The 21,352-nt window shown below is 60.0% G+C and carries 18 protein-coding genes and 1 tRNA gene; 7 read left to right on the forward strand and 12 right to left on the reverse strand.

What is annotated here, in order from left to right:
* Positions 1-300: 300 nt before the first annotated feature.
* A complete protein-coding gene (locus HMPREF2682_RS04810) occupies positions 301-2,493 on the reverse strand; it encodes a DEAD/DEAH box helicase (protein ID WP_070831858.1) in 2,193 nt (730 codons plus the stop codon).
* Positions 2,494-3,150: 657 nt separating this feature from the next.
* A complete protein-coding gene (locus HMPREF2682_RS04815) occupies positions 3,151-4,995 on the reverse strand; it encodes a DUF2079 domain-containing protein (RefSeq protein ID WP_070831861.1) in 1,845 nt (614 codons plus the stop codon).
* Between the two features lie 236 nt (positions 4,996-5,231).
* Here HMPREF2682_RS04815 and HMPREF2682_RS04820 point away from each other — a divergent pair, with 236 nt between their 5' ends.
* Positions 5,232-6,506 carry a DNA-3-methyladenine glycosylase family protein gene (locus HMPREF2682_RS04820; RefSeq protein ID WP_044145737.1) on the forward strand — a complete coding sequence of 425 codons (1,275 nt, stop codon included), beginning with the start codon at positions 5,232-5,234 and terminating at the stop codon, positions 6,504-6,506.
* Positions 6,507-6,602: 96 nt separating this feature from the next.
* Here the strand turns inward: HMPREF2682_RS04820 and HMPREF2682_RS04825 are convergent, their stop codons facing one another.
* The 3 genes from HMPREF2682_RS04825 to HMPREF2682_RS04835 form a co-directional block, all read right to left on the reverse strand.
* Positions 6,603-6,980, reverse strand: coding sequence for a thioredoxin family protein (locus tag HMPREF2682_RS04825; RefSeq protein WP_005504813.1), 378 nt, complete (start codon positions 6,978-6,980; stop codon positions 6,603-6,605).
* Between the two features lie 348 nt (positions 6,981-7,328).
* A tRNA-Tyr gene (locus tag HMPREF2682_RS04830) sits at positions 7,329-7,410 on the reverse strand.
* A gap of 267 nt (positions 7,411-7,677) precedes the next feature.
* Entirely contained in the window at positions 7,678-8,064 is a 387-nt protein-coding gene (locus tag HMPREF2682_RS04835; RefSeq protein ID WP_005504812.1) for a hypothetical protein, read from the reverse strand.
* 141 nt (positions 8,065-8,205) lie between these two features.
* On the opposite strand from HMPREF2682_RS04835, the gene HMPREF2682_RS04840 reads away from it, so the two are divergent.
* The gene (locus HMPREF2682_RS04840) at positions 8,206-8,697 is read left to right on the forward strand and encodes a YajQ family cyclic di-GMP-binding protein (RefSeq protein ID WP_005504808.1); all 492 of its coding nucleotides are present in this window, start codon (positions 8,206-8,208) and stop codon (positions 8,695-8,697) included.
* Between the two features lie 233 nt (positions 8,698-8,930).
* Here HMPREF2682_RS04840 and htpX read toward each other — a convergent pair whose 3' ends face one another.
* Positions 8,931-9,815 carry a zinc metalloprotease HtpX gene (gene htpX / locus HMPREF2682_RS04845; protein WP_070831864.1) on the reverse strand — a complete coding sequence of 295 codons (885 nt, stop codon included), beginning with the start codon at positions 9,813-9,815 and terminating at the stop codon, positions 8,931-8,933.
* Positions 9,816-9,954: 139 nt separating this feature from the next.
* Positions 9,955-10,218 carry a hypothetical protein gene (locus tag HMPREF2682_RS04850; protein WP_049338049.1) on the reverse strand — a complete coding sequence of 88 codons (264 nt, stop codon included), beginning with the start codon at positions 10,216-10,218 and terminating at the stop codon, positions 9,955-9,957.
* Between the two features lie 194 nt (positions 10,219-10,412).
* Here HMPREF2682_RS04850 and HMPREF2682_RS04855 point away from each other — a divergent pair, with 194 nt between their 5' ends.
* Positions 10,413-11,003 (forward strand): Fur family transcriptional regulator, encoded by a 591-nt coding sequence (locus HMPREF2682_RS04855; RefSeq protein WP_070831867.1) that lies wholly within the window; start codon positions 10,413-10,415, stop codon positions 11,001-11,003.
* Positions 11,004-11,106: 103 nt separating this feature from the next.
* Here HMPREF2682_RS04855 and HMPREF2682_RS04860 read toward each other — a convergent pair whose 3' ends face one another.
* On the reverse strand, positions 11,107-12,441 hold the full coding sequence (locus HMPREF2682_RS04860; protein WP_070831870.1) for an SseB family protein: 1,335 nt from the start codon (positions 12,439-12,441) through the stop codon (positions 11,107-11,109).
* Positions 12,442-12,720: 279 nt separating this feature from the next.
* Between HMPREF2682_RS04860 and HMPREF2682_RS04865 the strand changes: the two genes are divergently transcribed.
* Positions 12,721-14,058 carry a DUF6882 domain-containing protein gene (locus tag HMPREF2682_RS04865; protein WP_070643053.1) on the forward strand — a complete coding sequence of 446 codons (1,338 nt, stop codon included), beginning with the start codon at positions 12,721-12,723 and terminating at the stop codon, positions 14,056-14,058.
* Between the two features lie 188 nt (positions 14,059-14,246).
* Positions 14,247-15,218, forward strand: a complete 972-nt coding sequence (rarD, locus tag HMPREF2682_RS04870; RefSeq protein WP_070831872.1) for an EamA family transporter RarD — start codon at positions 14,247-14,249, stop codon at positions 15,216-15,218.
* A gap of 114 nt (positions 15,219-15,332) precedes the next feature.
* Here rarD and HMPREF2682_RS09260 read toward each other — a convergent pair whose 3' ends face one another.
* From HMPREF2682_RS09260 to HMPREF2682_RS04885, 4 genes are all read right to left on the reverse strand, one after another.
* Positions 15,333-15,476, reverse strand: coding sequence for a methionine/alanine import family NSS transporter small subunit (locus HMPREF2682_RS09260; protein ID WP_005508316.1), 144 nt, complete (start codon positions 15,474-15,476; stop codon positions 15,333-15,335).
* Between the two features lie 8 nt (positions 15,477-15,484).
* Positions 15,485-17,068, reverse strand: a complete 1,584-nt coding sequence (locus tag HMPREF2682_RS04875) for a sodium-dependent transporter (protein WP_049353378.1) — start codon at positions 17,066-17,068, stop codon at positions 15,485-15,487.
* A gap of 380 nt (positions 17,069-17,448) precedes the next feature.
* Complete coding sequence (locus HMPREF2682_RS04880; RefSeq protein WP_049356287.1) at positions 17,449-18,510, reverse strand: polyprenyl synthetase family protein; 1,062 nt, start codon at positions 18,508-18,510, stop codon at positions 17,449-17,451.
* Positions 18,511-18,564: 54 nt separating this feature from the next.
* A complete protein-coding gene (locus HMPREF2682_RS04885; RefSeq protein WP_049349165.1) occupies positions 18,565-19,296 on the reverse strand; it encodes a demethylmenaquinone methyltransferase in 732 nt (243 codons plus the stop codon).
* Positions 19,297-19,551: 255 nt separating this feature from the next.
* Here HMPREF2682_RS04885 and HMPREF2682_RS04890 point away from each other — a divergent pair, with 255 nt between their 5' ends.
* Both HMPREF2682_RS04890 and HMPREF2682_RS04895 read left to right on the forward strand, forming a co-directional pair.
* Positions 19,552-20,391, forward strand: a complete 840-nt coding sequence (locus HMPREF2682_RS04890; protein WP_070831875.1) for an ABC transporter substrate-binding protein — start codon at positions 19,552-19,554, stop codon at positions 20,389-20,391.
* 132 nt (positions 20,392-20,523) lie between these two features.
* The gene (locus HMPREF2682_RS04895) at positions 20,524-21,327 is read left to right on the forward strand and encodes an amino acid ABC transporter permease (protein WP_005504788.1); all 804 of its coding nucleotides are present in this window, start codon (positions 20,524-20,526) and stop codon (positions 21,325-21,327) included.
* Positions 21,328-21,352 lie beyond the last annotated feature (25 nt).

Here is a 21,352-nt window from a genome sequence, read left to right on the forward strand (position 1 = left end):
GATGGCGCTCTACCACTGAGCTATCGGGGCAACAGGTAAAACTATACAGGTCTTCAGGAATGCTCGCAAGCGGAAAAGCTATGGCATACGCCACATTTGATGCTTACTTGTTCTCCACGGTGCCCCATGAGCACCCAGCATCGACCAGACACCATCACTCCAGCTGACGCAGACACACAAAGACCGGCAGGAGAGCTCATCGTTCCCCTGCCGGTCTTTGACTCATCTGCGGATGACAAGACTGCTTGCCGATAGCCTCAGCAAGCCCCTCATACCGCGAATTCAGGCTTAGCCGGAATCTTAGTAGCGCTTGCCGCGGCCGCCGAAGTCACGGCCGCCGTCACGGTTACCGCGGTAGCCGCCCTCGCGGCGGTTATCACGGCCGCCGAAGTCGCGACCGCCAAAGTCACGGCCACCCTCACGGTTGCCACGGTAGCCGCCCTCACGGCGGTTATCGCGACCACCAAAGTCGCGACCGCCGAAGTCACGGTCATTGCGCTTGCCACCGAAATCGCGGCCGCCACGCTTGAAGTCGCGGTCGCCACCGAAGTCACGGCCACCCTCACGGTTACCGCGGTAGCCACCCTCGCGGCGGCCACCTTCACGACGACCACCCTCGCGGCGATCGAAGTCACGGAAACCACCCTCACGACGACCGCCACCGAAGCCGCGGCCACCGCCGCCGCCCTTGGGACCGTTGTCCTTGCGGATGTTGATGAACTCGCCAGCGATCTTGGTGTCACGCAGACGGTCGAAGAAGTCGCGGGGCAGGTCCTCAGGCAGGCCAACAATGGTGAAGTGCTGGCGAATGTCGATGGAGCCAATCTGGGAGCCCTTAATTCCACCCTCGTTAGCCAGCGCGCCCACGATAGCGCCTGCGGTCACACGGGAGGAACGGCCAACGTTCAGCTTGTAGTTGACCATGCCCTCGTCGTTGCGCGCGCGCTTTGCCTTGCGGCCGCCGCGGTCCGAATCGTCGTCGGAGAAGGGGCGGGAGTTGCGCGCGATGTCCTCTTCCTCATCCAGGAAGAACGGGCGACCCTGCTGGGCGACAACAGCCAGTGCGGCTGCGATGTCCTCAGCGGTGGTGTCGTGCTCGTTCTCGTAGTCCTCGATAATCTCGCGGAAGAAGCTCAGGTCCTCAGACTCGATGGTCTCGGTAATCTGCTGTGCGAAGCGCTGCTTACGGGTCTCGTTCACTGCCTCTGCGGTGGGCATGTGCATCGGCTCGACCTTCTGGCGGGTTGCCTTCTCGATCTGACGCAGCATGTACTTCTCACGCGGGGTGACGAAGAGGATTGCGGCACCTTCGCGACCTGCACGGCCGGTACGGCCGATACGGTGCACGTAGGACTCGGTGTCGTGGGGGATGTCGTAGTTGACGACCAGGGAGATGCGCTCCACGTCCAGGCCGCGTGCCGCCACGTCGGTTGCCACGAGGATGTCGATGCGGCCGTCACGCAGGGCGTCAACGGTGCGCTCACGCAGCTGCTGGGGGATGTCACCGTTAATCGCTGCTGCCGCAAAGCCGCGTGCCTTCAGCTTGTCGGCGACCTCCTCGGTCTCCTTCTTGGTGCGAACGAAGACGATAATGCCGTCGTAGTTCTCAACCTCGAGCACGCGGGTCATTGCGTCCAGCTTGTGGGAGTGCATGACCTGCATGTAGCGCTGGGTGATGTTTGCGCTGGTGGTGGTCTTTGCCTTGACGCGAACCTCGACGGGGTCGTTCAGGTACTGCTGAGCGATCTTGCGGATCGAGTTGGGCATGGTTGCGGAGAAGAGCGCAACCTGCTTGCTGTCGGGGGTGCCCTCGAGGATCTTTTCCACGTCTTCGGCGAAGCCCATGCGCAGCATTTCGTCTGCCTCGTCCAGTACCAGGTACTGCAGGTTGGACAGGTCCAGGGAGCCCTTTTCCAGGTGGTCAATCACGCGGCCGGGGGTACCGACGACGACCTGCGCACCGCGGCGCAGACCAGCCAGCTGCGGGCCGTAGGGGGAGCCACCGTAGATGGGCAGGACGGTGAAGTCCTCCATGTGGGTCGCGTAGGAGGAGAAGGCTTCTGCAACCTGCAGAGCCAGCTCGCGGGTGGGTGCCAGGACCAGGACCTGGGTGTCGCGGGAGACGCCGTTGATGTCGGCGAGTTCAGCCATGCGGGACAGTGCCGGCAGCGCGAATGCTGCGGTCTTACCGGTACCGGTCTGTGCCAGACCAACCACGTCGTGGCCGTCAAGCAGCAGGGGGATGGTCTGTTCCTGAATGGGGGACGGCTTCTCGTAGCCGACCTCTTCCAGGGCTGCCAGGACGCGGGGGTCCAGGCCCAGGTCGGTGAAGCGTACGCCTTCTTCTTCAGCCTTTTCGGCAGTTTCTTCGGCGGTGGTTTCTTCTGCTTCTACAGCAGGGCTCTCAACGGTGTTCTCGGTGATGTTCTCGGTGGTCACAACGGTCTCTGCCTCGGCGTTCAGTTCGGCCGGGGTAGCAGTATTCTCAGTCAATTTTTCCTCTATACGGTAGGGGTGGAAGCGCACGCTTTTCGGCGCTTACCGGGTGTCCCCTTCACGGCCCAGCCACACATCATCCCCTGGGGAGTAGAACGTCCAGGGGTCCTCCGTTACCGGCGCATTCTGCAGAGGTGTTCTGCGGATGCTACGGGTAGCGGCTTTTGCTGGGGGTGGTCTTGAATTTCTCGGCACATTATCCGCACGCCTATTCGTACTCTGTGCTTGGCGCACAGTAGTCCCTGCGAATCAGGGGTGTACAGGGTGGGTAATGCTCACATGCAATGTCACGTATTCCTGGTGGTTCGCCTTCCCGCTCTACGGCGGTGGTGTGTCTGTTACAGCAGACGCAGTAAAGACGCTGGACCAGAGATCGTTAAGAGAAGCCCGCGTGTACGGTGTGAACCGCAAATTTATGGGGCGTATCAATCGGTGATGGTGAGTACGGCGCACCTACAATTCCAGCACCACCTTGGGTGCCGGGTGCGCACAAGACCTTCATCGGGGGTTCCCGTGTTCTATCCAGTTCTATCCAGTGTACAGCAGGGTCCCCACTTGAGTCATAAAAAGGTGCTTAAAACCTCATCTCTTAAATGCGAGCGCCCACCCCAGCGTTTGCGGGGTGGGCGCTCATTGAGCCGCTGAACCGAGAGGCTAGTCTACGCGGCGCACAATATCAATCGTGCCAACGGTCGCGTACTTAGCGTAGGAATGGCCGTAGCGGTCGGCCGCGTACTGTGCGGCGTTGGTCGGCGGGTTGCCGCCCCAGGAGTTGCTCCTGCGGTCGATAACCACGTAGTCGGGGGCGGGCTCACCGGTGTGACCAATCCAGTAGACGGTACGACCGGGAATCAGCTGGGTCAGAATCGACAGGTCAGATGCGACCGATACCCCTTCAGGTACCTTCTGGACGGCGTCCTGCTTCATCTGGTCAGTCGTAGTCAGCGCGGAGGCGGTGAACTGCGCATTACCCAGGGACGCGAGGGGCTGCTGGGAGCCGGGCACGAAAATCGGGGAGGCGGCAAGGAAGAGCGCCGCGGCGGGTAGAGCCCATACGGGTATGCGGCGTGCCGTGGCGGTGAGGCGGCCGGGCTCGGTATTGGTCTGAGGTTCCTGCGCGGAGGCGCTATCGGCTGCGCGCGCGCCCAAACGCGCCGGAATCGCAGCGGGAACCACTCCGTAGCGTATCCACATGACGGCGTCGAGCAGGGCGAGGAAGACGACGGGCATGAGCACGAGCGAGTAGTGCCAGGTGCTTGCCCAGTAGGATTCCATGGTGGAGAGCAGACGCCAGGCGAGGGTCGGCAGGGCAATTGCCGCGAGCGGAGAAATCACCCAGAGGACAGCTCCGGTAATGAGCAGCAGTCCGAGGGTTGCCAGCTTGGTGTTGTTACTGAGCATCTGCAACGCTGAGCCGAAGGGGTCGCCCAAGGCTGCGGAGAAGTTCACCTTGTCGGCGTAATCAAAGTTTCCACCGCTATTGAAGTAGGGCAGAATCACGTAGACGGCGACGACAGACCAGAACACACCCCACATCATGACCATGGTGGATTCTGCGACGGCGGGGGTGCGTGCCCACGAGGAGTAGAGCTGCTGCATGCGGGCACGCATGGGGGCGGGAGTACCAGCGGAAAGGCGCGGCATCAGAATGTCAACAGCGGTGCTCAACCAGCCGGTGCGGATAAAGATGATGAGGCCGATGGCTGCGACAGTAATACCCATATCTTCTTTGACGAAGGCAATGGGCAGGGACCACCAGCAAGCGTAGGCGAGGTAGCGGGCACGTTCGGTGCCACTCACTCGTGAGGCAAGCACCAGGTAACCGAGGCTCATGGCAAGCAGCGGCACGGCGAAGGCTACTTCGTGGAATTGGGCGGCGATAGCCTGCTGAACGCCGAAGCTGAGGGCGAATCCGGCGCCGAGCAGCAGACCGGTGAGGGTCGGGATGACGCTCTGAAGTTTTGCGGACTGAGCATTCTGCGCAGGTTCGTTCTTCTGCGCATCTTCAGTTTTCTGGGCGAGCGCGAAGGCACGCTGAGTGAAGCGCACAATGGCGAAGCTTGCGAAGGCGACCAGGGCGTTCTGCACGACCAGTAGCGTGGTCGGCGAGGGGAACAGCGCGTAGATGGGTCCCAGAAGCACCAGAATCGGGTGGAAGTGGTCACCCCAGAGGTTAAAGTCGGGCCCCTTAATCGGCACGATGGGCACGGAGAAATGCGAGTAGGCCTGTGCCATCTGGGTGAAAATCGCCAGGTCCCAGGAGGGCGTAATCCAGTGCTTCATCTGCTGCAGCGAGTAGTAGGTGTACAACGCCATGACGGCGGCGGCAAGCAGCAGACCGGGTAGTAGTTCGAGGGGGCGGATGCTCTTGACGCGCTCGGTGAGGGACTGACGCGGCTGTTTCTTGGCGCGCTGAGTACGGCCCGCACTGGTGGCGGCGCTGTTCTTCTGTTCAGGTGCGTCAGTATTCGAGGATGCTTCTTGTGCTTCCGCTGCCATAGGCGTCCTTCTCTCGGGGTGTATGTCCGGGGTGCGTGTCCGGGCGTGGGCGCCCTTGTGAACGGGCGGAACGCATAGCCTGTGTCGTGCCGGTGGCGGAGTTTGCGTTCGTTCTCGCTCTACCCTTTAGGGTATCGCATTAGTGGCGTGCCTGCCCTTCCTGCACTTTTTGTATCTTGGTCCGCAATTATCTGCCGCGGATGTTGCTGCCCGGTTTGGGCGCATAGACTGGTGGGGTGAGTACGTTTCCTTCCTCAAACCCCGGCGGTGCGACCTCCGGTAGCCGCGCGGCAGCGGGTGCACGGCGCATCCGGCATCCTTTGGCGGCAGCTGGTGTGCCCTATGCGCCAGCGCTTGCGGATGTTCTTCAGGAGCCTACCATTCTTAGCCAGCCGCGCGTTCAGGTTCGTACTCTCTCCCCCGCCGCTTCGCCCCTTCCCGGCGCTCTGGCTCCCGAGGCGTGCGAGGTTGTGATTGAGCCGCATGTTCCGGTGCAGTTGGCGCAGACTTTGGGTTCGTTGCGCCGCGGTGCTCAGGATCTTTCGTATCGTGCGCTGAGCCGCGCGGATGGTGCCGAGCGAATCTGGGTGACGGCTCGCACGCCGTTTCACGAGTTCCCGGCGGTGCTGTACGCCGAACGTTTGGCGCAGCCAGCCGAGCAGGTGACCGCCCGCGCCGAGGCTCTCCCCTCCCTGCATCGCTTGCTGATGCGCCCGGTGCGTATTCGCATCTGGGTTTCTTATAGTGCCGCAGATCAGCAGATGCAGGCGCGAGCCGATCTTCAGGCGCTGGCGCAGGAAATGACGTACTGGCTGGGGTTGCACGACCCCGCCGAACAGTTTGGCGCGCTGTCGTCTTTTGAGGCTCTTCCGCCGCGTATTCAGCAGGCGTGGCGGCAGAATCCGGGGCTCCGCCTCAGCGCCTCGGGGCAGTTGGACCGGCAGATGCTCAACGCCATTGTGGAGCAGCGCATCACCCAGACCGAAGCGTTCAGAACCTTAGGCTGGGTTCTGCGAAAGTACGGCTCCCCCGCCCCATCGACCGGGTTGGGGCATCAGCCCGAAGGCATGCGCGTCTACCCAAGCGCCCGGACCCTGGCGACGATTCCCACCTGGGATTGGCATCGGGCGGGCGTTGATAAAAGCCGCTACGATGCCGTGTACGCTTACGCTCGTTCCGCCGAGTCTCTGAAAAACATTGCGGCAGAAGGCGACGTGGCGCTTCTGGCGCGGAGCCTGCACACTGTGCGCGGCGTGGGCCCGTGGAGTATTTCCGAGGTTCTGCAGCGTGTGTGCGGGCATCCAGATGCCATCAGCGTGGGCGACTACCATCTGGCGCACGCGGTCGGTGAGCTATTCACCGGTCAACGCACCGATGATGCGGGTATGCTCGCCCTGCTGGTACCCTACAGCCCGCATCGGCAACGTCTGGTGCGGCTCATGCATGCTTCTGGCTTCTCAAAGCAGAGGTTCGGGGCGCGCATGACCATTGAAGATCACCGCGACCGCTAACACGCATGCACCCTAACGAGGTTAAAAGGGGACGGGGCGCCCCAGCCGGTTGTGCCGGCGGGTGCGCCCCGTTCAAGCTCTTTTGTGGTGGTGAGCTTACTTCTTCTCTGCAGAGCCCTCTGCTGCTGCGATTTCTGCACGGACCTTGTCCATGTCGAGCTCGCGGATCGAACCAATCACGGTCTCCAGCTGGTCTTCGCGCAGTGCGCCGGCCTGCTGGTAAACCAGGATACCGCCACGGAAGCCCATGATGGTGGGGATGGAGGTGATGCCTGCTGCCTGAGCGAGCTGGCCCTGGTCCTCGGTGTCAACCTTGCCGAAAACAATGTCGCTGTGCTTCTCCGAAGCCGCCTCGTAGACGGGGGAGAACTGCTTGCAGGGACCGCACCAATCTGCCCAGAAGTCCAGGAAGACGATGTCATTGCTCTCGACGGTAGCAGTCAGGTTCTGCTGAGTAATTTCAATAGTAGCCATGAGATAAAGCTACACCCTCAAGACCCCAATCGCTAATTGTTCGCCCTGGGATTCAAACATTGTGAAAGATATGACAAATTGCCGTCATAGTTGGCTCTTTCCGCGGCAGTTTCAGCCGGCCCGCGGGCGTGTCGCGGAGGCTCCCGCGAAAGGTTCCGCACCAGGTGATGGAGGCGCACGACCCGGCAGGCGAAAGCCCCCGTGTGAGCTCTCCCTCCCCTCCCGCAAGAAAGCCCCTCGCGGACATCGGGAAAAACGGGCGCACCCACGGAAGGCCGCTGCGGGAGCCACCCTGAAACTGGTTTTAGATACACAAAAGCCCGGTTACTTTCGTAACCGGGCTATTTGTGGCAGGTGAGGGATTCGAACCCCCGTAGGCAGTGCCAGCTGATTTACAGTCAGCCCCCTTTGGCCGCTCGGGTAACCTGCCGCCTAGCTAGGTGCTAGTTGCTCGCTCAAGCGAACAGAGACTACTCTACAGCAGTTTTAGGGACTTGTACACTTCACACAGGGTTTTGTGACGAAGGTTATATATCTGGTTATATTTATCGTCTTTTCGTCACATCAGAGCGTCGGTGCACGCTCACCGCGCATCCATATCTACCGCGCATATCTATCGCAGCGCCCGCGCCCTCATCCTAATTGAATAAAGCCCTCATGAATAAAGCCGTGAATAAAGCCAATGCCTACAGCAGCTTTAGAAGGAGCGGGACGGAGTATCGCCATCCTGCTCAAGCAGAAGCACAATCTCCAGGTGCTCCAGATAGCGGCGCGCCTGCTCCACAGTGCACATGTCACCGGCAATCTCACGCTCCAGGTCACGGCGAACGCCACGGAAACGTGCCACCAGCGAAGGCTCAGTCAGAGTAATACCAATGCCTTCAAAAGGAGAATGCTTAGACTCTTCCGCATGCAGGTCAAGATGAATATCGTGGTGGTCAGACTCGTTGAGGCGCTCAGCCTCAGGAATACCTTCGGGCTCAGCGCCCAGAGAGGTATGCAAGTCAATGAAGAGCAGGGTTTGCAGGTCGCGAGCTTCCTCGCTCGTGCGCAGGTCCGTCGTGGACAGGTTAGGAGTGGTCATGTTTCTATTGTCCTCTTTTAAGGTTAGTAACACCTGTAAAACAGGCCCGTTATTCTGATAGTTAGCTGTGAACAAGAGCCCCAACCCGGTAGGCTAGTACTAACCGGTGCCAGTAGCACCTCATTCACGAAAGGAAAGCCCATGGCTAGCGAATCGTCATTCGACATTGTGTCCAAGGTGGACAAGCAGGAAGTTTCCAACGCACTGCACCAGGCGCAGAAGGAAATCTCCCAGCGTTACGACTTCCGCGGCGTAGGTGCAGAAATCGACTACTCCGGCGATAAGATCCTCATCAAGGCAAACGCCGAAGAGCGCGCCCTGGCAGTGCTCGACGTTTTCCAGTCCAAGCTGGTCAAGCGCGGCATCTCCCTGAAGTCCCTGGACTCCGGCAAGCCCTACGCATCCGGCAAGGAAACCCGTATCGAGTGCTCCATCAAGGAAGGCATCGCGCAGGACCAGGCGAAGAAGATCTCCAAGATGATTCGCGAAGAGGGTCCCAAGGGCGTGAAGGCAAACATCCAGGGTGATGAGCTGCGCGTCTCCTCCAAGTCCCGCGATGACCTGCAGGAAGTCATTGCAATGCTCAAGTCCGCTGACCTTGAGATTGACCTGCAGTTCGTCAACTACCGCTAAACTCAGGCGAGGCTCCCCGCCCAGCAATGGGTGAGGGAGGCGGTTAGAAGCCGAAACGTAAAATCTTCTACACAAAAATCCTCGGGGTGGCTACTTCCACAGTAGCCACCCCGAGGATTTTTGTCTGCCAACCCGTCATCGCGGGTCATAATCGTCACGCCGGGTCATATTCGTACAGCGTCACATGCATACAGTGACACACTCGCGCCCGGATGATTCAGCGAAGAAAAGACTTAGTACTGCCCCATCTCACGAGCCTGCTGCTGCAGACGCGCAATACGCTGGTCCATCGGCGGGTGAGTAGAGAGCATGTTCTTCAGCGAACCGAAGGGGTTCGCAATCATCATGGCGCTCGCCGCCTCCGTGTTGCGGTTGTTCGGGTCCATCGGATACATGGACACACCGCTCTCCAGCTTGTTCAGCGCCGAAGCCAGAGCCAGCGGATCACCGGTCAGACGTGCACCATCTTCGTCGGCATCAAATTCGCGGGTGCGGCTAATGGCCATCTGAATGACCTGCGTAGCAATGGGAGCCAGCATGGCAACCACGAACATGGCGAGGGGGTTGGCGCGTTCACCATCGCGGTTGGATCCGCCGAACATCGCGCCAAACGAGAGGAACTGAGCCACAGTACCGATAATGGAGGCGATACCCGCCGCCACCGAAGAGGTGAGGATATCGCGGTTGTACACGTGCATCAGCTCGTGGCCGAGCACGCCGCGCATCTCGCGCTCATCTAGCAACTGCAGGATGCCCTCGGTGCAGCACACCGCCGCATTCTGCGGGTTACGACCGGTCGCGAACGCGTTCGGAGTCATGGTCGGTGCCACATAGAGGGCGGGCATGGGCTGGCCCGCGCGGGAGGACAGCTCCTCCACAATGTCGTAAAGCACCGGAACCTCTTCACGGCTGACCGGGTACGCATTCATGGAGCGCAGGGCGAGCTTATCGGAGTTCCAGTAGGTGTACGCCACCGAACCCAAACTCACCAGGCCCATAATCCAGATAAAAATGGAGGTCCGGAAGCTCACCGAAAGCAGGCCACCGATGAGCAGCATCATGCCCACCATGGAGCCCATCAACAGGGCAGTTTTCAGTCCGTTGTTATGGCTGTGCATGGGTATCCTCCTGAACAATTAGGTCAGTGCGTACAGCGTGTACTTGACTCTATAGAATACGTGCAAGCACCCGCGGGCGCACCTTATGGCGCTCGGATTCACCCAGAGCGTCACCCATGCGCCGAAAGCTCAAAAGGGATTAGGGAATAGCGCCCGGAATATTCACCAGGGGCACCTGCTCCAGCACCTGTGCCGTAGCAGTCGGAAAAATACCGAGCAGCAGAATCGTGCTGTAAGCACCCAGGAAAAGGATGAAGAGCAGGCCGAGCATCAGCTGACCCTCCAGATCAAAACCCGTGGTAGTGCTACGGTACTGGCCGTAAATCACCGGGGTCACGATGGGCACACCGAAGAGCAGAATCATCAGCAGAATGTAGATGGGGTTTGTGAAGTCGTACACCATGACCCTATCCTCCTTGATGGTGATCGCCGGTACGGGTTACTCTAGGTTCTTTGATTGTACGGCATCTCTTCACACCCGAGGCCGGGGTGAGGAGGGGCGCCACAGAGTGGATGAAAGGGACGCCCTGCCTGCTTATTATGAGCTTTTCATAAAATAATGATGAATTTCTCATAATAATGTGTAGACTTAAACCTATGACCGACGCAAAGACAACCTCCGATACGAAGAAGACCCAGAGCCCAGACCATCACAACACCGGTTGCGCCCACACCACCGGCCTACCCCTGCTCTCAGCCATGAGCCCCGAACAGCTCGAAGAAGCATGGACCACCGGTCTGCGCACCAAGGGCCGCCGCGTCACCAAGCAGCGCCTCGCCGTACTCCACGCAGTGCAGGAACACCCGCACTCCACCGCCGACACCATCGTGCAGGCAGTCCGCGAGCGCATCCCCGCCATCACGGTTCAGTCGGTCTACGTTATTCTTGCCGACCTGACCGATATCGACCTGCTACGTAAGTTCGAGCCGCCGGGAACCCCCGCCCTCTACGAAACCCGAACGGGCGACAACCACCACCACGCCTTCTGCGTACGCTGCGGCAAGGTCGAAGACGTGGACTGCGCGGTTGGCTCCGCACCCTGCCTGACCCCCAGCGATTTTCACGGCATGGCGCTCTTCAGCGCAGACGTACTCTACCAGGGCGTGTGCGTAGACTGCCAGACCGAACAGGAGGCGGCTCTCGCCCGAACCCAGCAGGAGGCGGCAGCGCGCATCCTGGCGGCATAGCCTGAGGAATACGTTGGCTCGGTCATGAGAGCTCTTAAACCGTTGAGGCGGCGACACTACTCGTGTCGCCGCCTCAACGGTTTAAGTTATTTAATGCAGGAGCTTAGGCACCCATACGGGGCTGCGAGCCCACAATCTCCAGCAGTTCGCGGATCTGCGCCGCGGTCAGCACCGTGGAGGGGTTAATCGCGTTCACCTTCACACTCGGTGCGCCAATCTCCAGGGCGTAGCGCAGAATGTCCAGGGCGTTCGCCGAACGCACCTCAATATGCGGGTCCAGTGCCGCAATCTCAATGGGCGAGGTGAACACCAGCAGGCTCTGCGGGTTACCGTTCTCATCCGGGTCAAAGACGAAGGAGGTACCCGACGGGTCAGCCGGGTCAACACCCACCAGCAGCACGGATACCGGGGAGACCAGCGAGCCGAGCAGCATCTGCATGTTGTCCTGGGTCAGCGCCAACTTCGCACCGTCATTGCGGGGAGAAGTGACAATCCACTGCACCTGAGCGCGCTCAATGTAGCACTCGTGGTCGGTGCCGGGGTCAACCACAATCAAGTCCAGCGCCTCGTTGTTGAGGAAGTCAATGAAAACCTTCATCGCCGGCTCGCGCAGAATCAGCTCGTCGCCCTCGGATTCCTGACGCACGTAGCTCTTGCCGATGTGCTCGGAGGAGGAGAACACGCACAGCGCCTGCATACCGGTCTCGGGCATGCGGATGACCTGGTGGGTCAGCACCGATTCGGGGCCCATCGGGTCGGTCTCGGACGGAATCAGCAGGGAGCCGGTCGCATCCAGCAGAACGTCGCCGCCGAGCATGGTACGAACCACGTTAATGAGGGTTCGCTCCTGCACATCGTTGCGGAAAGTCTCCAGGGCAGCGACCAGGTAGGGGTTCGGGATCTCGTGCTCGCTCGAAGACAGCGCCGCGGCAGCAGAGTGGCGGGCACGGCCCTCCATACGCTCACGAGCCCACTGCGGGATACGCGACGCATCACGCGGGAACTCAGCCAGGTGCTCACGTACGTCGGTTGCGGTCAGGGTACCCTCGTTCTTCCAGCTGGCGGGCTCATCATCACGGTTATAGGAGGCGCCCACGCTGAACTGCGGGTTCGGCCAGCCGGTTGCCGCCACCACGATGGAGGCGGTGAACCAGGTGCCGCGGTTACCGTCGTAGGCGGCACGCTGCAGCTTGCGGACCTCAGCAATAATGGGTGAGCCGTCCTTGAGCGGGCCGATGGTACCAATGAACTCTTCACCGTCGCGGAATTCACGCACGCGCACAAAAATCTGACCTGCTAGAGGCTTGACGTCCAGCACCATTTCGCTCCAGCCGGGGTCAACACTAACGACATCCAGCAGCCAGCTTCCAATGTTGTTCAGCGCGTCCTGGATGCGCGCGGCGCGGCTACTCGTCTCGGCAAGGCGGGGTTCAGTCATAGTTTATACATCCTTGAGTGTGAATACGGCGCGGCTGGAGGCATCCGTGTTCGGTCGTAGTGTCGGCTTACAGGGTGCCGGAAGAAGCCGTCTCTTCGATTCTAACGAACACGGGCACTCCACGCAGATAGTTTACGCCGAAAGATATATGCTCTACCTCTCCCCTGAACCCCTCTAGGCGGCCCATTCGACCCTCTTAACGTCCAATACGCCTAAAGCGCACCCCAAAACCGGGGATACACGGCATAGTGAACGCTAAAAGGTTGATAATCTTGAAGCATGACGAATTCTCTGCAGGACCTTATCGACGCATCGATCTTTATCTCCACCGAGTACCAGGCTCGACTCGCTGAGCTCGTGGGTACCTCCGAGTGGAACGTGGACTTCACCTCCCAGTCTCTGGATTTTGAGACCACTCCCCCGCTTTCGCTCAAGCCGCACCTGCTGGGCACCGAATCCGAGAACCGCGGTACTTGGATTTGGTCTTGGCAGCAGCTGGGCTACTTCCCCGACTCCGTTGTTTCCGCCGCTATTCAGGCGCGCGAAACCGGTGAGCGTGACGGCCTGGCCGAACTGACCACCGACGAGCTGCCCCTCTCCGAGTCCCTGGCACGCCGCCTGACCCTGGCAACCAAGACCATCAGCGGCCTGTACGCACACTACCCGCTGCCCGCGGGCGCTGGCGTGCGCGCATGGACCCTGCTGGAGGGCGCTGAGCTGACCCTCGAGGCACCGACCTACAAGGGTATTGGCCGCGTCATCGCTAAGACCCTGCAGAGCGAAGAGATCCACAACCAGGTTCTGGCGGTGGACTCCTACGCTCAGCAGCGCGGCTTCCACATCGCCTGGGACACCGAGGCAACCGCCGTGCTGACCGCAACCGACGGTGCCCTGCGCCTGTGGTTCGACGAGGGTCGCATCAGCGGCATCGAGCAGGCTGAGCCTCAGGTTGGCCCCGAGGTTCTGGAGCAGTGCGCAGCCGCTGCCGCACAGCGTCGCGAATCCCTCGCCGCACTGCGCACCGAGATTGAGCGCGTGGCAGCCGCAGAGGCAGCCGCTCAGAACGCACAGCGCGAGCAGGAGGCAGCAGAACGCGCCGCCGCACGTGCCGAGGCTGAAGCAGAGCGCGCCGTCGAGATCGCCGAGCACGCACCGGTCGCAGACACCGAGGTACCCGGCGTTGAGAGCACCGAAAACCTCTACCCCGCCGACGAAGCTCCCTTCGATCAGGAGCCGGCAGAGTACGCAGAGCCCGGCCTGGTCACCGTGGAGACCCTGCCCGGCGAGTACGAGGCAGAGGAGACCGAGCAGGCTCGCGTCTACACCGACGAGTCCATCGGCGCCGAGCAGCCCGAGTACGAGACCGTTGAGGCTTCCGCAGAGTACGCTGAGGAGCCGGTCGCCGTTGAGACTGCAGCTGAGCAGTCCGCAGAGGCTGAGCAGGATGCAGCAGAATACGAAGAGCAGCACGTGGAGCCCATCCGCAACGCTGGCGCAGCTCCCGACCTGCAGGCAGAGCACGAAGAGGCAGCCCGCCGCGAGCAGGAAGAAACTGCACGCCGCGAGGCAGAGCAGCCCAAGAAGAAGGGCTTCTTCTCCCGCTTCTTCGGCCTCTAAACCGAATACGCAGCATTCCTCAGGCGCGGTATCCTCGTGGTACCGCGCCTGAGGCGTCCCTAGCGTATGCTGCACCCCGTATCGGGTACAGTAGTGTGCGCGCATCGAAACCTGTGTGGGTACCCAGCTGGCGCATCCCGATGAATAGCTTAGAAGAACGTAACCGAAGAATCAGGTCAGACGAAACCATGTCAGAAACGCAGAAGCACACCACCCGCAACGGGTTTATCACCATCATCGGCACCTACATCATTTGGGGTCTGCTCCCCCTGTATTTTGTGCTGATGGCGCCAGCAGGACCGATTGAGATTGTGGTGGCGCGAGTGGTCTTCTCCCTCATTTTCTGCGCCCTGCTACTACCGATTGTGCGGGCAACCGCGGACTTCCGCCGCGCTCTCAAGAATCGCCGCATCATGCTGGTGCTAACGGCGGCATCGTTCCTCATCTGCGCGAACTGGCTTATCTACGTGATGGCAACAACCAGCGGTCACACGATTGATGCGTCCCTGGGATATTTCATTAACCCGCTGGTCTCCGTGGTGCTGGGCGTGATTTTCCTGCAGGAGCGCCTGCGCGCCGCGCAGTGGGTATCCGTCGCAATTTCATGTATCGCGGTGCTGATGATGAGCCTCATCTATGGTCAGGTGCCCTGGACGGGTCTGGGCCTGGCGTTCTCCTTCGGCATCTACGGCCTGCTCAAGGCACGCGTAGCCCACGACGTGAGCCCCATCGTTTCACTCTCTCTCGAAACTCTGATTCTGGCGCCCTTCGGCATTGCCGCCCTCTTTGTGCTCAATGCTCAGGGACAAATGACCCTCTTCAGCGAAGGTGCCGGGCACTTCTGGCTTCTCGCATCCACCGGCGTGGTCACCGTTGTGCCCCTCATGCTCTTTGCGGCGGCAACCAAGGCGCTACCGCTGTCAGTCATTGGCATGGTGCAGTACCTGGGCCCGACCATCCAATTTGTTCTGGCGCTGACCGTTCTGCACGAGCAGATGAGCGCCGATAAGGTGCTGGGTCTGAGCCTCATCTGGATTGCGCTCATCATTTTCACCGTGGATGCGGTGCGTGCCTCCCGCTCCTACCGCGCCTCCGCGCTGTCCGACCCGGAAACCGGCATGATCCCGCTCGTAAAAGCTGAAGACGTACAGAGCAAGTAGCTCTCCCCAACCCGGCTAAAACACTGTCCCGCACAAAATACACTCCCGCATACAACAAAGTGATGCCCCGCAGACGTTAGCCTGCGGGGCATCACTTTATGTCGCGTTCACACGCTAAAGCTCAGACCCCTGAGCTTCAGCAGCAGCATCGAGAGCATCCAGATCCGGATGACGGTGCAGGTTCAGCAGAGCCAAACCCAGGCCACCCCAAATGATCAGGATTGCCACAATGAGCATCACAATTGCGGAGATAGACATGAGGGCTCCTAACGGGTAATAGTCGAATCAACGTGGCCGTGCTCCACCTGACCGGAAATCACCGGAGGTGCCGGCGGCTCTTCAGCCGCACGAGACTTCTTCGACCAGGGCAGAAGAGAAACAACGATCGCACCAACCAGAAGCAGTGCGCTCATACCCCAACCGAAAATCGCCAGCAGATCCGCAGGGTAACCCTCATACGGGGTCGCAATCAGCTTGATAACGCTCTGAATCAGAGAGTAACCCAGAACCAGCGGAGTCACGACAGCCAGCAGACCCATCCAGATCTTGCCGACCTTGATGGAAGAGTAGCGGTTCAGGTGCTCAGCCAGAGCGGGCAGAGCACGCACCACGTATGCAACCACGATAATGGCGCACAGGCCGGCAGCCAGAATACCGAAGAGGTTCACGAAGTTATCGAGAATATCCAGCACGTACAGGCCGGTAGTGGTCGGCATCAGCAGCAGCGAAATCAGAGCCATCGGAACAATCACCAGTATGGTGGACGCCAGACGGGAAGTCGCGAACTTGTCCTGAATACCGGCGATAATCACCTCAAGAATCGAAATGAGGGAGGTGAAACCAGCAAAAAGCAGGGAACCGAAGAAGAGGATACCAATCAGCACGCCGCCGGGCGCCTGAGAAATAATGGTCGGGAACGCGATGAACGCCAGACCAATACCGCTGGTCGCAACCTCGCTCACCTGGGTGCCAGCAGCCTGAGCCATGAAGCCCAGAGCAGCGAACACACCAATACCAGCAAGAAGCTCGAAACCGGAGTTCGCGAAACCAACCACAGCACCGGAACCGGTCAAGTCAGTCTTAGGCTTCAGGTAGGAAGAGTAGGTGACCATAATGCCGAAGCCAATGGACAGCGAGAAGAAAATCTGGCCGTACGCAGCAACCCACACGTCCGGGTTAGCCAGGGAGTCCCAGCTGGGGGTGAACAGAGCGTTCAGACCGTCCACAGCGCCGGGCAGGGTCAGCGAGTAAATCACCAAACCAACGAACATGACCAGCAGCAGCGGGATGAAGATAATGTTGGCTGCGCCCACGCCCTTCTGAACACCCAGAGCCATCACAGCGAGCAGAACGCCCCACACCAGAACCATGGGAATCAGGATGTTCATGTTGAAGTCCAGGGAGACGCCGGGATCCTTTGCGACCTTCAAGAACTCGCCCTGGAAGAACGCCTTCGGGTTATCGCCCCACTCATTGGTGAAGGAGAAAACCATGTAACGCAGAGCCCACGCCACAATAGCGGCGTAGTAGATAGCGATGACAAAGTTGATACCCATGTGCCACCAGCCAATGAACTCGGTCTTACGGTTCAGACGGCGGAAAGCCAGCGGGGACGACGCACGCGCACGGTGACCGATTGCGTAGTCAAAGAACAGGAAGGTCAGACCGGCGGTCAGCAGGGCGACAATATAGGGAATCATGAAGGCGCCGCCGCCGTTATCAAATGCGATGTAGGGGAAACGCCAAATATTGCCCAGACCAACAGCAGAACCGATGGCGGCAAAGATAAAGACGCGACGGCTAGAGAAGCCTTCGCGCTTCGTGGGCGCCTTAGGGGTAGATGCTCCCATAGTTGTAAACCTCGAATGTGTGGGGACGCGGATGGTTGGTGCGAGAATAACCCGTCGGAGTGGTGGGCTCTGCTCGCGTCCAGAAATAGTAAACGGCTCTCCAACACGGGGTGGGCGTGGAAGCCGTCAAACGTCTGAAGGGTGGATGTGCGCCTCAGGCATGCCTATAAGGATTACCTTAAAGGCATATAGCGGTCAAGGAGACCCCAGCATACGGAACTATGCGGGACAGGGCACCCGCTCATACCTGCCCTGAAAACCGGTACTGACTAGCCATAATGCAGAAAACCCCCGCTGAATCTGACTGGATTCAGCGGGGGTTTTGAAGTATGAGACGCATCAGCGCTTACGCCAGCGCACACGTTACGTGGTGAGGCATTTTAGCCCTCGCGGTGAACCACAGCGTGAGCGAAGGACTCCAGCGCAGCCTTCGCGGTGGACTCGGGCAACGGAGCAATCGCGGCAATCGCGCGGTCCGCCCAGTCGTAAGCAATCTGCCATGCTTCCTGGGTGACCGGGTGGGCGGCGAGCGCCTCCACAGCGGTCTCCAGAGCCTCGTCGGAGCTGAGGTCTGCATCCAGCAGGGCGCGAACAGCAATAGCAGATTCGTCGCCGGCGGCTACCGCGCGGTCCAGCAGGATGGTCGGCAGGGTCGGCACGCCCTCGCGCAGGTCGGTGCCGCGGGTCTTACCGCTGGTCTTGCCGTCGCTCACAATGTCAATCACGTCGTCAGCCAGCTGGAATGCCACGCCGACCAGCTCGCCGTACGCCTTGACCATGGAGATGACGTCTTCGGAAGCGCCCGAAAGCAGGGAGCCGTACTCACCGGCAGCGGCAATCAGGGAACCGGTCTTACCCTCAATGACCGCGATGTAGTGGTCGAGCAGGTCCTGGCCCTCGCGGGGGCCGGTGGTCTCAAAGAGCTGACCGAGCACCAGACGCTCAAAGGTCTGGGACTGAATCTTCATGGGGCGGGTACCCAGCTCGGAGACCAGCAGGGATGCGCGGGAGAAGATCAGGTCACCGGTGAGAATGGCGACGGAGTTGCCCCAAATCATCTGGGCGCTGTCCACACCACGGCGCTTGGGGGCGTCGTCCATAACATCGTCGTGGTAGAGGGTTGCCAGGTGAGTCAGCTCAACGACCACGGCGGCCTCGATAACCTCGTCGTTGATTTCGCCGTCGACAGCTGCCGAGAGCAGCGCCAGCAGGGGACGCACACGCTTGCCGCCCGCGGAGAGCAGGTGGCGGGATGCAACATCCGCCAGGTGATCGGTCTGTGCGATGGCTTCTGCCAGGCGCTCCTCAATACGCGCGAGGGAGGAAAGAATCTGCGGACCCAGCTTGGGGTCTGCGGCGATGAGTTCGAAGCCTGCAGGAAGCTTCAGGTCGAGGTCTCCCAGCAGGTCGGTTGCGGCAATGGGCTGCTCTGCGTTGCTCACGGTGTCTTCTATCTTCTTGGTGTTGGTGTCTTCGGTGGTGTGTGAACGCGGTGTCTATGCGTTGTGTGCTTCAGGCTTGAAACCGCGGTGAATGGCGACGATGCCGCCGGTGAGGTTGCGGTACTGCACGGAGGTGAAGCCCGCCTCCTTGAACTTCTGCGCCAGTTCCTGCTGGTTGGGCCAGGCGATGATGGACTCGGCGAGGTATTCGTAGGATTCGGGGTTGGAGGAGATTGCGCGGGCAATCGGCGGAATCGCCTTCATGATGTAGTTCTTGTAGACCGCGCCGAAGGGGGCGAAGGTCGGGGTGGAGAACTCGAGGATGACGATGCGTCCGCCGGGCTTGAGCACGCGGTAGATTTCGCTCAGCGCTTTGGGGTAGTTTGCGACGTTGCGCAGGCCGTAGGACATGGTCACTGCGTCGAAGGTTTCGTCGTCGAAGGGTAGGGCTGTGACGTCTGCCTGCACGAAGGTCATGTCGGGGCGACGGCGGCGGCCCACATCCAGCATGCCTTCGGAGAGGTCTGCTGCGATGACGTCCACACCGGCGTCGGCGAAGGGTTCGGAGGAGACGCCGGTACCTGCGGCTACGTCCAGCACTTTCTGGCCGGGGTGCGCGTCGACGGCTGCGACTGCCTGCTTGCGCCAGTAGATGTGCTGGCCGAGGGAGAGGATGCCGTTCATGAGGTCGTAGCGTTCGGCTACGGTATCGAACATGGCGGCGATGTCGCTGGTTTTCTTGTCTAGGGTTGCGCGGGTTGCGCGGGTGTTCTTCTCTGCGTTCACGCTCTCAATTGTGGCATGGAGGTTACTAGATTCGATAGTTGGGTAAACCGTAGTAGTGTCGCACGGTGCGTTAAGGTGCGTTCTGAAGTGGTTTTCGAGTCGCTAATTCGGGGTTTTATTCAGTTTTTGGGGGTGTAAATTATTCATATTCAGCAAAAATTTATGAATATTTATGTATATACTTGCATTTTTTAACATAGGCGCGCACAATAGACCATAGATTTCATAGAGCACACCCCACACAGGAGCATCCCAATGAACACCGCAGTCCTCAAGAAGGCATCCCTTAAGCCCCTCGCACTACTGGCAGTACTGCCCCTAGCGCTGACCGGCTGCGTCTCCACCGCCAACGAGAACTCCGACGCCAACGGCGAGGTCAGCCTCGTCAAGTCCGGCACCCTCAGCGTCTGCACCAACACCCCCTACAAGCCCTTCGAATACGAAGAAAACGGCACCATCGTCGGCCTGGATGCAGACATCGCCAACGCTATCGCCTCTGATCTGGGCGTGAAGGCTCAGCTGACCTCCATCAGCTTCGAGGGCCTGGACTCCGGAACCGGCCTGGCCACCGGTCAGTGCGATATCGCCCTTGCGGGTATCGGCGTGACCGACGAACGTAAGAGCAAGATGGAATTCACCACCGTCTACTTCGACGACAACCTGGCAATCCTGGTCCCCAAGGGTTCCTCCATCACCTCCGCCGCAGACCTGAAGGGTGTCAGCGTTGGTGCGCAGCAGGCAACCAGCGGTGAAACCTACGCCAAGGAAAACGGTGCAGAGGTCATCCAGTACGAAGACACCTCCCTCATGTTCTCCGCCCTGAAGACCGGTCAGGTCAAGGCAGTCGCAGCGAACCTCTCCGTGGTATCCGAGGCACTGACCAACGACCCGGACTCCTTCAAGATCGCCTACCAGGATTCCGAGAACACCGAGCAGATTGCCGCAGCAGTTTCCTCCAACAACAAGGCACTGCTGACCAAGGCAAACGCTACCATCGCCAAGCTCAAGGAAAACGGCGAACTCGACAAGATGAAGGCCAAGTGGGTGGGCACCACCTCCTCGACCTCCGCGAGCGCCTCTTCCTCCGCTTCCTAAACACCTAGCCGACTAGCCCCTCCCCCAATTCAGGAGTACCCTTATTACTTTTGGGTTGGGGGATTCTCCGGCCTCTATCCTTGTGAGCGTATAAAACGCTCTTGACCGAACAGCACACGGATAAGAAAACGCATGTCCTCTAAACTCTCACCCCGTCAGAAGCAGAAGCTCTTCCGCTACGCACAGTACGCCCTTCTGGCAGTTATCGCCCTGGCAGCCATTCTTCTGGCTGACTGGAAGACCCTCAGCCAGCAGGTATTCAACCTGGACGTTGCGGCTCAGCAGTTCCCTGACGTCATCACCGTGGCGTTGAAGAACACCCTGCTGTACACCACCTTGGGCTTCATCGTGGGCCTCTCCGGCGGTCTGCTGCTGGCGCTCATGCGTATTTCCTCTATCGCTCCCTACCGTTGGATTGCGACCCTGTACGTGGAGCTTTTCCGCGGCATCCCGGCGCTGCTGGTCTTCTTCGCGTTCGGTTACGGTATTCCCCTGGCGTTCAAGATCCGCTTCGTGGATAACCTGATTCCGGTGACCCTGTCCCTGGGTATGGTTTCGGCTGCTTACATTAGTGAGGTTCTGCGTGCGGGCCTGCAGGCGATCCCGAAGGGCCAGATGGAGGCGGCACGCTCCCTGGGCATGTCCCACACTCGTGCGATGATTTCGATCATTATTCCTCAGGCGTTCCGCGTGGTTCTGCCCCCGCTGACCAACGAGGTTATCCTGCTGACCAAGGACTCCTCCCTCGTGTACCTGCTGGGCGTGACGGTTTCTCAGTACGAGCTGGCGAAGTTCGGTCGTGAGGGCCTGACCGCCGCTAACGCGGGCCTGACTCCCCTGGTGGTTGCGGGTCTGTGCTACCTGATTATCACTGTTCCGCTGGGCCAGCTCTCCGCATACTTTGAGCGCCGCACCCAGCTTGCGGGCCGCAAGTAAGCGCAACGACAGATACGGATTACGG

The organism is Rothia sp. HMSC061D12 (assembly GCF_001836735.1).
In the GTDB taxonomy this organism is placed as follows: domain Bacteria; phylum Actinomycetota; class Actinomycetes; order Actinomycetales; family Micrococcaceae; genus Rothia.